At 44.7% G+C, this 14004-nt stretch carries 14 protein-coding genes; 6 read left to right on the top strand and 8 right to left on the bottom strand.

All coding sequences use genetic code 11. The features are described from left to right. Positions 1–85: 85 nt before the first annotated feature. From cgtA to rplU, 3 genes are all read right to left on the bottom strand, one after another. On the bottom strand, positions 86–1291 hold the full coding sequence (cgtA, locus tag ABD943_RS11025) for an Obg family GTPase CgtA (RefSeq protein WP_345293238.1): 1206 nt from the start codon (positions 1289–1291) through the stop codon (positions 86–88). Between the two features lie 135 nt (positions 1292–1426). Then, a complete protein-coding gene (rpmA, locus tag ABD943_RS11020) occupies positions 1427–1681 on the bottom strand; it encodes a 50S ribosomal protein L27 (RefSeq protein WP_345293237.1) in 255 nt (84 codons plus the stop codon). A 3-nt stretch (positions 1682–1684) separates the two neighbouring features. Continuing rightward, positions 1685–2272, bottom strand: coding sequence for a 50S ribosomal protein L21 (gene rplU, locus ABD943_RS11015; protein ID WP_345293236.1), 588 nt, complete (start codon positions 2270–2272; stop codon positions 1685–1687). A 347-nt stretch (positions 2273–2619) separates the two neighbouring features. On the opposite strand from rplU, the gene ispB reads away from it, so the two are divergent. Together ispB and pckA are read left to right on the top strand one after the other, a co-directional pair. Then, positions 2620–3588 (top strand): octaprenyl diphosphate synthase, encoded by a 969-nt coding sequence (gene ispB, locus ABD943_RS11010; RefSeq protein ID WP_345293235.1) that lies wholly within the window; start codon positions 2620–2622, stop codon positions 3586–3588. 259 nt (positions 3589–3847) lie between these two features. Beyond that, positions 3848–5449 carry a phosphoenolpyruvate carboxykinase (ATP) gene (gene pckA / locus ABD943_RS11005; protein ID WP_345293234.1) on the top strand — a complete coding sequence of 534 codons (1602 nt, stop codon included), beginning with the start codon at positions 3848–3850 and terminating at the stop codon, positions 5447–5449. Positions 5450–5530: 81 nt separating this feature from the next. Here the strand turns inward: pckA and ABD943_RS11000 are convergent, their stop codons facing one another. Together ABD943_RS11000 and ABD943_RS10995 are read right to left on the bottom strand one after the other, a co-directional pair. Next, the gene (locus ABD943_RS11000) at positions 5531–6424 is read right to left on the bottom strand and encodes a TolB-like translocation protein (RefSeq protein WP_345293233.1); all 894 of its coding nucleotides are present in this window, start codon (positions 6422–6424) and stop codon (positions 5531–5533) included. A gap of 2 nt (positions 6425–6426) precedes the next feature. After that, the gene (locus ABD943_RS10995) at positions 6427–8154 is read right to left on the bottom strand and encodes a pentapeptide repeat-containing protein (protein WP_345293232.1); all 1728 of its coding nucleotides are present in this window, start codon (positions 8152–8154) and stop codon (positions 6427–6429) included. 143 nt (positions 8155–8297) lie between these two features. Here ABD943_RS10995 and ABD943_RS10990 point away from each other — a divergent pair, with 143 nt between their 5' ends. Further along, positions 8298–8666 carry a carboxymuconolactone decarboxylase family protein gene (locus ABD943_RS10990; RefSeq protein WP_345293231.1) on the top strand — a complete coding sequence of 123 codons (369 nt, stop codon included), beginning with the start codon at positions 8298–8300 and terminating at the stop codon, positions 8664–8666. Here ABD943_RS10990 and hda read toward each other — a convergent pair. From hda to ABD943_RS10975, 3 genes are read right to left on the bottom strand one after another with little or no spacing between them, the layout of a single operon-like run. Beyond that, complete coding sequence (gene hda, locus ABD943_RS10985) at positions 8663–9358, bottom strand: DnaA regulatory inactivator Hda (RefSeq protein WP_345293230.1); 696 nt, start codon at positions 9356–9358, stop codon at positions 8663–8665. The genes ABD943_RS10990 and hda overlap by 4 nt on opposite strands. Before the next feature lie 18 nt (positions 9359–9376). After that, positions 9377–9994, bottom strand: coding sequence for a CDP-alcohol phosphatidyltransferase family protein (locus ABD943_RS10980; RefSeq protein ID WP_345293229.1), 618 nt, complete (start codon positions 9992–9994; stop codon positions 9377–9379). 18 nt (positions 9995–10012) lie between these two features. Further along, the gene (locus ABD943_RS10975; RefSeq protein WP_345293228.1) at positions 10013–11113 is read right to left on the bottom strand and encodes a DUF2066 domain-containing protein; all 1101 of its coding nucleotides are present in this window, start codon (positions 11111–11113) and stop codon (positions 10013–10015) included. A gap of 237 nt (positions 11114–11350) precedes the next feature. Here ABD943_RS10975 and ABD943_RS10970 point away from each other — a divergent pair, with 237 nt between their 5' ends. From ABD943_RS10970 to purM, 3 genes are all read left to right on the top strand, one after another. Then, positions 11351–11923 carry a hypoxanthine-guanine phosphoribosyltransferase gene (locus ABD943_RS10970; protein WP_345293227.1) on the top strand — a complete coding sequence of 191 codons (573 nt, stop codon included), beginning with the start codon at positions 11351–11353 and terminating at the stop codon, positions 11921–11923. Positions 11924–12095: 172 nt separating this feature from the next. Beyond that, positions 12096–12761: a YiaD family glycine zipper/OmpA-like lipoprotein gene (locus ABD943_RS10965; RefSeq protein ID WP_345293226.1), complete on the top strand. Its 666-nt coding sequence runs from the start codon at positions 12096–12098 to the stop codon at positions 12759–12761. A 200-nt stretch (positions 12762–12961) separates the two neighbouring features. Then, positions 12962–13999 carry a phosphoribosylformylglycinamidine cyclo-ligase gene (purM, locus tag ABD943_RS10960; RefSeq protein WP_345293225.1) on the top strand — a complete coding sequence of 346 codons (1038 nt, stop codon included), beginning with the start codon at positions 12962–12964 and terminating at the stop codon, positions 13997–13999. Positions 14000–14004: the final 5 nt, after the last annotated feature.

Raw genomic sequence — 14004 nt, 5'->3', positions numbered from 1 at the left:
GCTTGGAGAAGATAGGAGTTTTTCCTGTAGCATTAAAAAAGCCGCTAAAGGCGGCTTTTTTATAACGTGTTAAAGCTTCGTGCGACTACTTCTTATCATCTGGCACTTGGTTAGGATCGACATAGACAACTTCTACGCCGTCATCTTCCATATCTTCAACCCACTCTGGCTCCAAACCTTCAAATGGATCCTCCTCGGCTTCATCCATAGAACCTGGTTCTGGCCAGTGGAAGTCTTCTTGGGTCTTTTCCGCTATAAACTTACGGATTTGGGGATGTTCAATGAGGTAATCCATAATCGAGTTACAGATTTCACGTGTACCTTCTTTCTTAATCGCCGACATTTTAAATACCGGGCCATCCCAGTCCAAGCGCTCTAACACATCGTTCATCTTTTCCTGTGTTTCTTCTTCACTCATCAAATCCGTTTTATTGAAGACCAACCAAACAGGTTTGTCTTTTAAAGAAATGTCCTTGCTGTCACTGTATTTATACAGCTCGTTCATAATCCCTTTAAAGTTCTCAACGGGATCGGACTCATCATAAGGCATTAGGTCAACGATATGGAGTAAAATCCTTGTGCGCGCTAAGTGGCGCAAAAAGCGAATACCTAATCCAGCACCTTCTGCCGCGCCTTCAATAACGCCCGGGATATCCGCCACAACAAAGCTCGATTCCGTATCAATACGAACAACGCCAAGGTTAGGAATTAGTGTCGTAAAAGGGTAATCGGCAACTTTAGGCTTAGCCGAAGAAACCGCGCGAATAAAAGTCGATTTACCAGCGTTTGGTAGGCCTAACAACCCAACATCCGCCAATACTTTTAGCTCCATACGCAATTCACGCATCTCACCAGGAGTACCATGGGTCGCTTTACGGGGAGCACGGTTGATCGAACTTTTAAAGCGTGTATTGCCTAAACCATGGAAACCGCCTTTAGCCACTAAAAGTTGTTCACCGGGTTTGGTTAAGTCACCCACGATCTCGCCCGTCTCTTTATCCGTAATTTGCGTGCCGATAGGGGCTTTCAAGACTAAATCTTCACCTTTGGAGCCGGTCATATTGCGCCCTTGCCCATTTTCGCCACGGGTCGCCTGATAAAAGCGAACATAACGATAATCGACTAAAGTGTTCATCTCTTCATCAGCAACAATATACACATTACCGCCGTCACCGCCATCGCCACCATCAGGGCCACCTCGGGCTACATATTTCTCACGACGGAAGCTGACGATACCGTTACCACCATCGCCTGCTTTTACTTTTACTGTTACTTCATCTACAAATTTCATAGGTCTATTGTGCCATAGTTTGATGGATAGTCACTTCTAACCATCAGAACGATCAAATTTTATTGCAGATACGATGACCTACAATACAAAAAAGCCCCAGCAAAGGCTGAGGCTTTTTCTAAAACTCAAGCTTGATTAGGCTTCGATTGAAACGAAACGACGCTTCTCTTTACCTTTAACTTCAAACTTAACTTTACCATCAACTTTTGCAAAAATTGTATGGTCACGGCCAAGACCAACACCGTTACCAGCGTGGAACTTAGTACCACGTTGACGAACAATGATGCTACCCGCGCTTACTTCTTCACCACCAAAGCGTTTTACACCAAGGCGTTTACTTTCGGAATCGCGGCCGTTACGAGTACTACCACCAGCTTTCTTATGAGCCATCGTTTACTCTCCTTTCATCAATTCTTTAGCTTGGTCAATCCAGTTTTCACGCTCGATACGACCTTTAAAGCTTAATTCTTCGTCAAAGTGTTCTACGTCTTTAGCAGTCCACTCAGCGATTTGTTTGAACGTAGTGATACCAGCTTCGTTTAGTTTCTTAACGATAACTGGACCTACACCTGATAATTTCGTTAAATCATCACCGTCTGTTTTCTTTGCTGCAGCTTTTTTCGCTGGAGCTTTTTTAGCTTCTGCTTTCTTCGCAGGCTTTTTAGCGCCATCAAGAGCAATACCGTTGATTTTCACTTCCGTGAACCACTGACGGTGACCTTGACGCTTCATGTGATGCTTACGACGCTTGAACTTAATGATGTTCACTTTCTTAGCACGACCGTGGTTAACAACCTCAGCTGATACCACAGCACCAGAAACAACTGGCGTACCTAAAGTTACGTTATCGCCGTCAGCGACCATTAAAACGTCTTCAAAATCGATTGTTGCACCAGTTTCCGCCTCGATCTTCTCAAGACGCACTACCTGGCCTTCTTTTACGCGGTGTTGCTTACCACCACTTTTAATTACTGCGTACATATTGATTCTCCGGTTATAGACCCTCTTATATATCTCAACAAGAAGGTTAATATGTATTGCTCAATGGCTTTCATATTTGAGGGCGCGAATTTTAAGCCAAATTCAGTTGTAAAGCAAGGCTTTGAAAGGAATTTACTCCGGCTCCCATCAATTTTAGCTAATTTTGCTCATAAACTCGCCAAAAGCGCCTTAAGTCATCGAAATATCACCAGAAAAGCTTGACCGCAAGGACAAGCCTAACTAGGATTGCCAAGCAATTATTATAAAGCAGTTGGCAGTTGTAGCGTGATCCAAGTCATAGGATACCAACGTTTCTTCGCCTCTGACAGTACATTTTAAGGTAGACAATGACTCTCGACGATATCCGAGCCTTGGTTGACAGTGATTTCCAAGCAACAAACCAGATGATTCTAGACCGACTCAAGTCAGATGTGGTACTGGTGGATCAGGTCGGGCATTATATTGTCGCCGCAGGGGGTAAGCGCCTACGTCCAATGCTCGTTCTGTTGGCTGCCAAAGCCTTAGGTTACCAAGGCCAAGACCACGCTAAACTTGCCGCGGTTATTGAGCTTATTCATACCTCAACATTACTGCATGATGACGTGGTGGATGAATCCAGTATGCGTCGTGGTCGTGAAACGGCTAACGAATTATTCGGCAATCAAGCATCGGTCTTAGTCGGGGACTTCTTATACAGTCGCTCCTTTCAAATGATGGTCGAAGTCGACAACATGAAGGTCCTCAATATCTTAGCCGACACCACCAATGAAGTGGCTGCTGGCGAAGTGCTGCAGTTGATGAATATCAACGACCCAAAAGTATCAGAGGACTCTTACTATCAGGTCATCGAGCGTAAAACCGCTATTCTGTTTGCTGCGGCAACCCAGCTAGGTGCAGTATTGTGCAACGCATCTGCTCAAATAGAACAAGGCTTACGTGATTACGGCTTACAGTTAGGTATTGCATTTCAACTGATTGATGATGCGCTTGATTATGCTTCCAATGCTGAAGACATGGGTAAGAACGTTGGCGATGATCTTGCCGAAGGTAAACCGACTCTTCCATTAATTTATGCGCTAACTCAATCTAACGACGACGACCAGGCAGTCATCCGTAAAGCGATTGAGCAAGGCGGCCTTGATGATTTAGAGCGTATTCTTGCGATTGTAAACTCAACCGATGCCATCGAATACACCTACCAAGCGGCTGAGAAAGCTGTCAAACGAGCAATAAATGCCTTAGCGCCGTTACCGGATAATGAGTTTAAAGTGGCTTTGATCGAACTTGCGAAACTGTCTTTAGCAAGAAGCGCTTAAACGCGACTAAAAAACTGTAAATCACTGTATTGTCGGCTAACGTTGTTAATTATCCACCCAGAGTGAAATGGTCTTAATTCTAATATGTACGGCACCATAACAGGCTTGTAATAAAAACTGATGAAATATTGCAAATAAGTTTCATTTAGCCTCGCCAGTACACTATTTTTTTGGCATAATTACGTGCAATTTTCAAATAGCAAATTGTTATTAAACTATTGCAGCGCAAAGCCAAACTTTGCAAACGAGGAGTACCACCATGTCTCGCGATGTTGACTTGAGCCAATATGGCATCCATTCAGTCCACGAAATCGTTTACAACCCTTCCTACGACACATTATTTGAAGAAGAAACCCGAGATGACATTAGCGGCTATGAACGCGGCACTGTCACTAATATGGGTGCGGTAACGGTCGATACAGGTATTTTCACCGGTCGTTCGCCTAAAGATAAGTATATCGTTGAAGATGATATTACACGCGATACTGTTTGGTGGTCTAAAAACGGTGTTAATGATAACAAACCCATCACTCCAGCTATTTGGGATGACCTTAAAGAAACGGTCACTGAGCAATTATCTGGCAGTCGACTGTTTGTTGTTGATACTTTTTGTGGCGCCAATGAAGATACGCGTCTTAAAGTTCGCTTTATTACACAAGTTGCGTGGCAAGCTCACTTCGTCAAGAACATGTTTATTCGCCCTTCTGACGAAGAGCTGAAAGACTTTGAGCCAGACTTTGTGGTAATGAATGGCTCTAAAGCTGTGAATGATAAGTGGCAAGAGCATGGGTTGAATTCTGAAAACTTCGTTGCTTTCAATTTAACTGAAAAAATTCAACTGATCGGCGGTACTTGGTACGGTGGCGAGATGAAGAAAGGCATGTTCTCGATGATGAACTACCTACTGCCATTGAAAGGTATTGCGTCGATGCACTGTTCAGCCAATGTCGGCAAAGAAGGTGACGTTGCGATTTTCTTCGGCTTATCAGGCACAGGTAAAACAACACTCTCTACCGACCCTAAGCGTGCTTTAATTGGTGACGATGAGCATGGCTGGGATGATAATGGTGTCTTCAATTTTGAGGGTGGCTGTTACGCCAAAACCATTAACTTGTCTGAAGATAATGAACCTGATATCTACCGCGCGATTCGTCGTGACGCTCTTTTAGAAAATGTCGTTGTCGATAAAAAAGGTAACATAGACTTTGATGACAACAGCAAAACTGAGAACACTCGCGTCTCATACCCGATCTATCACATTGATAACATTGTAAAGCCAGTCTCTAAAGCCGGGCACGCGAAGAAAGTCATTTTCTTAAGCGCTGACGCCTTTGGTGTATTACCTCCAGTGGCTAAACTAACCCCTGAACAAACTCAGTATTACTTCCTGTCTGGCTTTACAGCGAAATTAGCAGGAACTGAGCGCGGCGTTACAGAACCAACACCAACCTTTTCGTCGTGCTTTGGTGAAGCCTTCTTGAGCTTACACCCGACTCAATACGCGGAAGTGCTTGAAAAACGAGTTCGTGATGCTGGTGCAGAAGTGTATTTGGTTAACACTGGTTGGAATGGCTCTGGTAAGCGTATCTCAATTAAAGATACTCGCGGTATTATTGATGCCATTATGGATGGTTCCATTGAAAGCTGCGAATTCTCTAACCTTCCATACTTCAACTTAGCGATTCCAACAGAGTTGAATGGCGTCGATACAGGTATCTTAAACCCGCAAGATACTTACAAAGACCCAAGCCAGTGGGATACTAAAGCCAAAGAGCTTGCCAGCATGTTTATTGATAACTTTAACCGCTTTGCTGATAACGACAAAGCAGAAGAGCTTATTAAAGCAGGTCCTAAAGTTTAAGCAGCCTACTCAGCAAAAAGCCGCTCTAGTAGCGGCTTTTTTATGGCGTGTATATTTCTCTTAAAGTAGAGTCACCGAGTATTACGGCCGATTATACACAAGTGCCAGTTTCGTTTTGTCCGGGCTAAGCGCCAACCGACTGATGCCATTGACCTGTAAAGATGCCAAATCAATGAGTAGCTCACGCCCTTTCGAGCTGACTAATTCTAGTGCTGAATTGTTGCCGACAATCACTGTCTCATCATCAAGCCAAACGTAATCTTGAACACCTTTGGGTAAACTTATGTCCAAAGATTGAAGTTGATGCTCTTGGTTAAGTTGATAAAGCTGATGTACACCATCTCTTTCCAAGGTAAGAGTAACATCACCACTTGGCAGTCGCTCAAAGCAACGACCAATATTCGACGCCAACACATCGGGCTTAGCGTCTGACTCAGTGTCTAGAACCTGCAACGTCATCACGTCACCTAACACGAACACAGCAGCCTGAGTATCAGTCATCCATGCATGGTAACCTACTGGCTCGATATCGGTCCTTAAAGATTGATGTTTCTTCGTGTCGAGATTAACCAGCCGTAAATGCTGTTGTCCCGCTGGGTTAACCCCAATGATCGAAATATGGGACTTATCGTACGGCGTCGCAGAATACTCACTATGCTCTTCCGTTTCCGTAAGGTTTGATAGCTTGCCGCTACCGAACTGATAACGATAGATATCAGTTTGCGCTTCTGATGCTTTATCGACTCTTGGCTGCATTCGCGTAAAAAATAGCGACTGCCCATCGTGACTAAACTTGGGTTGATTATCATAACCTTCGCGATAAGTGATATGCAGTGGTTCAGCGGCGATGTGATAACTACCGGCATCATCTATAGAGACTGGCAGCACCATAATGTCTTGTGATTCTGCGTGGCTTACCTTCCACAAACTCAGCCCCAATAAAATGACAGCAACACGTTTAACGTACGTCACCATGACTAATCCTCGAGTGCACTTTTCGAACTGTAGCAGACGATAGTATCACCCGCTTGTTTATCACCAACCGCTTTTTTCAGCGCTAAACGATGCTCTGTAAAATTAAAAGGCGCATCAGACTGAATGGCGTAATGTCGAACATTCTCAGACACCAGCACCTGCCCGGAGTCAGCCATGGACTCCAGTCTTGCTGCAAAATTAATCGCATCGCCTTCAATGTCTAATTGTTCGGTAATCTCGTTGTGGGTAATTTTAACTTCGCCAATGTCCAAACCAATGCGCAATGAAAAACCCGCTCCGGCTAACACACGTTGCATCATTGCCGCACAATGGAGTGACTGCTCGACTGACTGGAACGTAGCTCGAAGTGAGTCCCCTTCCATATTGGGGTAACTGGCGTTCCACTTTTTAAGTACCGGTTTTAACAAGCCTCTAAATAAAGAAAGTTTGTCTGTTCGCTCCTCTTCATTCCAATTGGAGAAGCCTTTTAAGTCAGTAAAGAGAACGGCCAAGCGACGTGTTTTCGCATCACTGTCGATCTCAGATAGCTCCAGCAGTTTTGGCCAATACTTATCTTTAATTGCCTGTAACGACTCTCGAATTTCAAACTGCAACTTGCGCTCAGACTGTAAACTGATTTGAATCGATTGAAGTTTATCAGCCTCATGCTGCAAACTGCTTTCGAGCACCGAGGGATTCAGTCCACCGGTGTCTTCCACCACCAGTATGGCGCGAGTATCGCCAGGCTCATTGCGAATATCACGAATTCTCAGTTTACAGCCCCAATAACTCGCCTCTAAGTGCTCGATCAAAAACGGCAAGGTCGCTAGATCCTGGTAGGACAACATGCGTTGGTAGCGCAGTATAAAGGTAATTTTATCCGAGAATAGTTTCTCAAACTGATGTGGCGAATAGTGTGTAAAGTCGCGACCTCGCTGATCCCAGCTGGCATGCGAACACTCGATATTGCGGATAGACCAGCCTTTTGTTTGCACCTGCCACAACTTACTCGAACTCAATTTCGCACCATCTAAATTCGCTTTACATAAGTTCGCACTTCGCAGGTCCGCACCCTGAAAATTAACTTTGGATAGATTAAAGCCCGCAAGATTTTGCGAGGACAAGTTCACATTACTTAAATTAGCACTTTTCAAGGTGACGCCGTCAATATTACAGTTCGACAAATCGACATCCGATAAATCAGCACCGTTCAAATTGGTGTCTCTAAGATTAACGCGCTCCATTTTTGAGCCAATCAACTTAGCCCCGTGCATATCCAAACCTTCAAGGTTTTGCCCACGAAGATCGGCACCACTTAGGTTGGCTTCACGAAGATCTTGACCACGCAGATCATGATCGCGCAAATCCACATTCGACAAATCGGTTCGGTGGCAAATGGCCGTTAAAAGGTTGGCATGAAGTAAATTTGCATGGCTCAGGTTAGCTTGCTTTAGGTTTGCCGCAATCAGCTTCGCATTGGACAGGTTACAGTAGCAGAGATTGGCATCGGTTAAATTACTGGCGATTAACACCGAGTTTTTTAAGTCTGCGTAAGCGATATTGGTTCCAACAAAGCTCGCTTCGGATAAATCACAGTCAGATAGGTCCAGTCCTCTTAGGTCCAAACCATCAAATATAATGTCTTCTTTAGAGTTTTCCTTGCGCCACCGATTCCAAGTATCGGCGCCTTGAACCAATATATTGTAGAGTTTTTCTTTGTTGTCACTCATACGAGCAATTTTCCTCATAGCTCTCCCAGACCACTCCCTTTTATACCATAGATAAGTACTTGAAAACAGAGCACAACTTGGTTTTACTTGTGCTTATAAATCAACTTTGTACAATGACTTTTTTATGTTTTGGATGAATCAATATGTCAGACAATAGCAAACACCCATTTGAGGTATTTAGAGCCGAGCGCGAAGCGGGTAATGAAAAGGCTTTGGATACCGATAGCCTTCTCATTAAACGCTTCTTTGGTTTGGATAAAACGGCTTACGGTGAAGGTCACTTGGACAGTAAAACAAAGGAGTTACTGGGCTTAGTCGCTTCCATGGTTTTACGCTGTAATGATTGTATCGACTATCACCTAGAGCAAGCGGTTAAGCAAGGCTGGAATAAGCAGGAAATTGATGAAGCGATGGGCGTGGCGATGCTGGTTGGTGGTTCAATAGTTATTCCTCACCTCAGACACGCAAAATCCAGTCTTGAGTTTTTGTTTGAAGAAAAAGAAAACGCTTAAAGTTCTAAGACTTGCTTAACGAAAGGAATCGTTAAGCGACGCTGCGCTTGTAATGATGCTTGGTCAAGCGTTTCCAGCATTCCCAACAAGTGTGGTAAGTCTCTTTGTTGACGAGAAAGTAGGAAATTAGCGACCTCATCGCTTAACTCCAGCCCCCTTTCTTTGGCTTTTTTCTGGATCAACAGCCGCTTATCATCATCCGACAATGGTTGAATCGCATGTATCAGCATGGCACTGAGGCGCGACTTGAGATCAGCTAAGGTAAGCTTTAAGGCTTGGGGAGCTTCTGCTCCAGAGATGATCAAGGTTTTGCCTTGCTCTTTAAGTTGGTTATAAAGATTGAATAAAGCTGTTTCCCACGCCTTATCGCCAACACACCGCTCAAAACCATCAATACAGACAGCATCAAAGCCACTTAAACCTTCAACCATATCCGGCACTAATTGACTATTCTCCAGCGGCAAGTAAGCGACTAACGAATGAGGAAGGTTTTCAGAGTAATGCTGAGTAAAAGCTTGTAATAAATGTGAGCGGCCGGTCCCCGGCTCACCATAGAGGTAAATAAAATCTGCCTCGCCCTGAGCCGCCGACTGCAAACGTGACAGCAACTGAGAGTTACCATCACTACCGGTGACAAAGTTATCGAAAGTAGCATCAGCCTTGAGCTCTATATCCAGTGGTAGTTGTTGCATAATCCCTAATATCCGCTGCTAAGAGCTTTTCTCAGCAGTACTTTCAGCCACGTGTCTTTTGTCCTTAGCCTGAGGCTTCAGGGAGCTGCCTTTTCCACGAGAACGGTAGTGGCAAATGCCGAGCCAGATGTAATGAAGGCCACTGATAATACAGGTAATAATGACACCGACTTCAAGGCTACTTAAGAGCTGGGACGGTAACGCAAACCAAGCAAGATCGACCAACACCAACAGAACCAGCAGTATTAATAAAGCAGTATTCCATTTCGAGATTAAGGTCGGTCGCATTTCATAAGGCTCAACCAAGTAATGGTAAGCCGTTGCGCCACCGACAATAAAGAGATCCCGACCTGTAGAAATCCAAAAGAGCGTCCAAGAGAGCTGCCCTTTCATCACCAACAACAAAATGGCTACAAATAAAAGAACCTTATCGGCCAATGGATCCGTAATGGAGCCAAAACGACTTTGCCAGTTAAAGCGCTTCGCCAAAAGCCCGTCGAGACCGTCAGAAAGCCCCGCAATTAAGAATATGACAAGCGCAGGGACATAATCCTGTTGCCACATGAAATATGCGAATGGTGCAATCAGCATCACTCGCAATATCGTAATAATGTTTGGAATCGTACTTAAGCCCATGTTTTTATTAACTTATTTTTATAGTCCAGGTTGTCTCCAGACAAAATGGAAGTCACCTGTAAGTTGCTCGCCAACGTTACTGTAGCCATAACTAGGCTCAGACAGCTGGAGATTATTCCCTAATTTTATCGCTTCGATCAAGCTTTGTGGAGCAGTTAATGACTCAACCTTAAACAAGACTCTGTCTTGAGACACCTCGATCGCACTTGCTGAGCGCACCATGCCAAGCGAGTTTAAGAACTTTTGAACGCTCGCATAAGACTCAAAGTCGATAATGTTTTCCACAGAAATCATGATTTCCTGAGCCTGATCCGATAAAACCACAGCCAATTTGCCCGCTAGAATATCAGCGATTCGGTTAACACCGCCCTGCATCGCTTCATACGAAGTCAAGCCACTGGTAGAAAAGCTTTGTACTTTACCATACAGCTTCACTTTCCAAGTCGCTTGCCATTGGCTCGTTTCCTTGGACATGCTGACAGCGACCCAATAATCATTAGCGTAGCGCTTACTGGCAGCTTCAATCGGCGTTTCCAAACGCGACCAGACATCCGACGTTTCCAGCGCCATCTGATCGTCAATATCCACTAAAGGCAGTGTCACTGGAAGACCGCGACTTTGCGCAGCAATTTCCAGACCCGCAGCCATCAACTGAGTTTGCTCGCTAACAATACGTCGTTCTTGTCCATTATCAAAAGCAATCCAGAACAACCCTGCCGGTCTGTCTTCGCTCCAGATCGGCAATGAAGCAGACTTAAGCAAACTGACGATCGATTGCTTATCAAACGTTGCCTTGAGCAATAAGGGCTTCTCATAAATCATTTGCTCGGACGCAGACAGCCGTTGATATGAATAACGACGCAGGTAAGACTCGGCATCTGCCAGTGCAGACTGAACCGCCGGCGAACGTGCAACATTTCTGCTGCCACTCGCTCGAATGAGCGCTTGCTGCAAACTGTTTCTGATCGCTTGAGCGCGTTCCGATGAAGACTGACTAGCCACCGGCCATGTCGCCGTATATAGATCGGTCAACCGCTCCGCTTTAGCCGCTGAGCTCAAAGCGAAGGCTGTGATAAATGCTACAACCATCAACATCAGCTTGAAACGAGAATCTGTCATATCCGTTACCCTAGCGCTCTGTGTATATTCAAGCCTATGAAAACTGGCTAATTCATTGAATTAGTGAATAAAATAAGCTTAAGACTATAAATTTACCGGCTATTTTATCAGCTTTTGAAATTGACGCTAGGCCATGCCATCCAATCTTTTGATATATTATGCTTTCTAACATTTTAAAAGTAAGCTCATCGCTATATCATGGTGCCTTACTGATCTTAACCGTATAAGTCGTTGCCATTGAACCAATTTACCGAGCCGAGCTTCAACCTCGAGACAGATGCTGAAGTTATTATTAGTCAAAGTCATATTGACCAAGCTATCCAAACATTAGCAGATGAGCTAAACCGTCACTACTCCTCAGCTGAGTATGATGGCTCGCCGATTAAGGTTTACTGCATTATGAATGGTGGTCTCTACTTCACGGGACAGCTACTCCGCTACCTGACTTTTCCTTTACAGCTCAATTATCTGCATGCAACCCGTTATGGCCACCATACGTCGGGCGCAGCCCTCGAGTGGAAATGTCGCCCAGAAACCAAGGATATACGAGGCCATCATATTTTATTGCTCGATGATATTTTTGATGAAGGCTTGACCTTAGAAGCTATTGATAGCAAGTGCCGTCAGTGTCACCCCAAAAGCGTTCACTCCGCTGTACTGACCGACAAGCTCCATAAGCGAAAGCCCACCTCAGGATTTAAGCCTGATTTTATTGGCTTAGCCGTCGAAGACCGTTACCTATTCGGTTGTGGAATGGATTATCAAGGCTTGTATCGTAACTTGCCGGCAATCTACGCTCTAAAAAGCTAACTTCTTGAAATTGTGTAAATTCGGGCCACTCTTTTGTGCTATACGTCACATCTAGCTGGCTATTACTACATAAAATTCACGGGCTATTGATATAGTGTTGCTAATTCAGTTTGCATTCACTTAATCTTTTTATAATGCAATCAAACTTTGGGGAAATATGAGGATATTACCGATGAAAAAATTGACCTCTGTAAAGAAAACATTAGCAACAGCAACTTTAGCAGCACTATTCGCTTCGGGTTGTACAGTACTTGACCCTTATACTGGTGAAGAGAAAACCAGTAAAGCGGTTAAATATGGTGCCGTAGGCGCCGTAGTTTGTGGCCTGATTGGCGCAACAGAAAACAGTAAACATGCTCGTAACGCAGCGTTAGGTTGTGGTGCGATTGGCGCCGGTGTTGGTGCCTATATGGACCACCAAGAAGCCGAGCTTCGTGAAGAACTAGCCGGTACAGGCGTAGGCGTTCAGCGTGATGGCGACAACATTCAGCTCATCATGCCAGGCGATATTACGTTTGATACTGACCGTCACGACGTTAGCGCAAGCTTCTATCCGGTCTTAGACTCAGTAGCAAAAGTGCTTTATAAGTTTGTTGATACTAACTTAGAAGTTGCTGGTTTCACGGACTCAGTAGGTTCTGACGCTTACAACCAAACGCTATCTGAAAAGCGTGCTGCGAGCGTTGCAAGCTACTTGCGTCAACGCGAAATCCAAGCCGGTCGTTTACACGTTAAAGGCTATGGTGAGCGTTACCCTATCGCTTCTAACGAAAACGCAAGCGGCCGCTCTAAGAACCGTCGTGTTGAGTTGACGATTATTCCTCAACAGCCTCGTTAATACAGGACTGTCGAGACAGTAACAACAAGTAAAGCTTACGAAAGTCACTGATCTCCCCCAGACTTTCACCCAAAAGCGGCTTCGGCCGCTTTTTTTATACCCCTTTTTACCTATCTTTCTTGTTATCCGGCTTTCTATAGCAGCCCGCTTCTAGTAAAATTGCGACTTTAATCTTCTAGTCATCAGTTTTAGGATTTTCAATGAGCGACAAAAAGTCACTAAGTTACAAAGATGCGGGCGTTGATATTGACGCTGGAAACGCGTTAGTTGACCGTATCAAAGACGTTTGCAAAAAAACACACCGTCCCGAAGTACTCGGAAATATTGGTGGTTTTGGCGCTCTATTTGATTTGCCACGCGGCTATGAAGAGCCTGCTCTCGTCGCTGGAACTGATGGTGTTGGCACCAAACTACGCTTAGCACTGGACTTAAACAAGCATGATACCGTCGGCATCGATCTAGTTGCTATGTGTGTTAATGATTTGATTGTTCAAGGCGCTGAACCTTTGTTCTTCCTAGACTATTACGCCACTGGCAAGCTTGATGTTGATGTTGCAGCTGATGTTGTTACTGGCATTGCAGAAGGCTGCCAGCAATCTGGTTGCTCCTTAATTGGAGGCGAAACGGCTGAAATGCCCGGTATGTATGAAGGCGATGATTACGATTTAGCTGGATTCTGTGTGGGTATCGTTGATAAAAAGAAAATTATCGATGGCAGCAAAGTTAGATCTGGTGATGTGTTGCTAGGACTTGCGTCAAGCGGCCCTCACTCAAACGGGTATTCATTGATTCGTAAAATCCTAGAAGTCAGTGATGCGGATATCAATGAAGCGTTTGATGACGGCAAGACGTTGGGTGAAACCTTGCTTGAGCCAACCAAAATCTACGTCAAACCCCTCCTTCGCCTGTTCAAAGAAGTCGAAGTTAAAGCACTGTCACACATTACCGGCGGTGGTTTACAAGAGAACTTGCCTCGCGTGTTACCTAAGCAAGCTAAAGCTGTGGTCAATACTAACGCTTGGAGCATGCCAAAAGTATTCCAGTGGCTTCAACAAGAAGGCAACGTTGACCGTCTAGAAATGTACCGAACCTTTAACTGTGGTATTGGCATGGTGCTAGTGGTTGGTAAAGACAATGCCGAAAAAGCCAAAGATATGCTTGAGATGATGGGCGAGAAGGTCTATACCATAGGTCATATTGAAACACGCGAAGACGACGAAGACTCTGTCATCCTTTAACGGGT

It is taken from the genome of Kangiella marina, assembly GCF_039541235.1.
Lineage (GTDB): Bacteria > Pseudomonadota > Gammaproteobacteria > Enterobacterales > Kangiellaceae > Kangiella > Kangiella marina.
This window is presented reverse-complemented; position numbering and strand designations above follow the sequence as displayed.

What these genes read in the sequence shown, in the direction of transcription:
- ABD943_RS10965 (WP_345293226.1), top strand. Translation starts at nt 12,096, where the DNA reads ATGAAAAAATTGACCTCTGTAAAGAAAACATTAGCAACAGCAACTTTA.
- ABD943_RS11000 (WP_345293233.1), bottom strand. Translation starts at nt 6,424, where the DNA reads ATGGTGACGTACGTTAAACGTGTTGCTGTCATTTTATTGGGGCTGAGT.
- ABD943_RS10975 (WP_345293228.1), bottom strand. Translation starts at nt 11,113, where the DNA reads ATGACAGATTCTCGTTTCAAGCTGATGTTGATGGTTGTAGCATTTATC.
- purM (WP_345293225.1), top strand. Translation starts at nt 12,962, where the DNA reads ATGAGCGACAAAAAGTCACTAAGTTACAAAGATGCGGGCGTTGATATT.
- pckA (WP_345293234.1), top strand. Translation starts at nt 3,848, where the DNA reads ATGTCTCGCGATGTTGACTTGAGCCAATATGGCATCCATTCAGTCCAC.
- ABD943_RS10990 (WP_345293231.1), top strand. Translation starts at nt 8,298, where the DNA reads ATGTCAGACAATAGCAAACACCCATTTGAGGTATTTAGAGCCGAGCGC.
- ABD943_RS10995 (WP_345293232.1), bottom strand. Translation starts at nt 8,154, where the DNA reads ATGAGTGACAACAAAGAAAAACTCTACAATATATTGGTTCAAGGCGCC.
- hda (WP_345293230.1), bottom strand. Translation starts at nt 9,358, where the DNA reads ATGCAACAACTACCACTGGATATAGAGCTCAAGGCTGATGCTACTTTC.
- ABD943_RS10980 (WP_345293229.1), bottom strand. Translation starts at nt 9,994, where the DNA reads ATGGGCTTAAGTACGATTCCAAACATTATTACGATATTGCGAGTGATG.
- ispB (WP_345293235.1), top strand. Translation starts at nt 2,620, where the DNA reads ATGACTCTCGACGATATCCGAGCCTTGGTTGACAGTGATTTCCAAGCA.
- rplU (WP_345293236.1), bottom strand. Translation starts at nt 2,272, where the DNA reads ATGTACGCAGTAATTAAAAGTGGTGGTAAGCAACACCGCGTAAAAGAA.
- cgtA (WP_345293238.1), bottom strand. Translation starts at nt 1,291, where the DNA reads ATGAAATTTGTAGATGAAGTAACAGTAAAAGTAAAAGCAGGCGATGGT.
- rpmA (WP_345293237.1), bottom strand. Translation starts at nt 1,681, where the DNA reads ATGGCTCATAAGAAAGCTGGTGGTAGTACTCGTAACGGCCGCGATTCC.